Origin of the sequence: Thalassobellus citreus, assembly GCF_044385915.1 — a bacterium.
Taxonomy (GTDB): Bacteria; Bacteroidota; Bacteroidia; order Flavobacteriales; family Flavobacteriaceae; genus Thalassobellus; species Thalassobellus citreus.
The window spans coordinates 1-849 of the sequence record NZ_JBISCC010000048.1; the positions used below are offsets into that span (position 1 = coordinate 1).

An 849-nucleotide genomic window follows, 5' to 3' on the forward strand; every position below is an offset into this window, starting at 1 on the left:
AATTTCCATGTCTTTATCAACTTCAAAGAAATAGTTTCCAGAAGGAAGCGCAGTTAAATCAAATCCTTTTTTATAAGTTCCACTAACGCTTATTAATTCTTTATAAAGAACAATACCGTTATAATCTTTAATAGTTAATAGATTTCCTTCGCTAACATTATTAATAGTTAAAGCAGTTTCTTTAAACGCTTTTTTATTGTTGCTAGGAATTTCATTTGCGATACTTAGCATTGTAGTAAACACTGTTACTAATAGAATGCTTTTTTTAATTAGATTTTTCATGATCTGAGTTTTTTAACGTTCAACGAGACAAAGGTATATGAGAACGAGAAGCTACAAAACATCCATTTTGGCTAATTTGTATGCTTAATTATCTGTTAAATTAAGGTTAAGAAGTCTGAGGGTTAATTTAGAATATATTGAGGTGAATTTTTAATAGAAAGCCTGTTTGATAGCTTTTTTGTGTTTTAAGAAAGAAGAATTTATTTTTATTCTGGTACTATATTATAAAGTAAAAAAGTGGGGTCACCACAGTTCGTTATACCAACTAAATTAAATCATTAATGAATTTATAAACGCTTTTCTGTTAAAGTTAAATAAGTATATAAACTTTCTTTTTTTAACTTGTATGAAAGACAGTAGTTGAATGTTTATGCTTTTATGAATGTATACTAGTTCTTATTTATTTTATTATTTCAGTATAAAGCAAAAAAAAAGTGAGCCACCACAGCTCACTTTACCAACTAAACTAAATAAGACATTAAACTAATTATTAATGAATTTTGTAAACTCTTTACCGTTCGAGTTAAATACTATTTTAAATTTTCCTTTTTTCAATCTGTAAGCAAG

The 849-nt window shown here is 26.3% G+C and carries 1 protein-coding gene; it reads right to left on the reverse strand.

The window, feature by feature from the left end:
• The coding region (locus ACH5TX_RS00230) for a hypothetical protein (RefSeq protein ID WP_439337555.1) at nucleotides 1–282 on the reverse strand (282 nt) is incomplete at its 3' end.
• Nucleotides 283–849 lie beyond the last annotated feature (567 nt).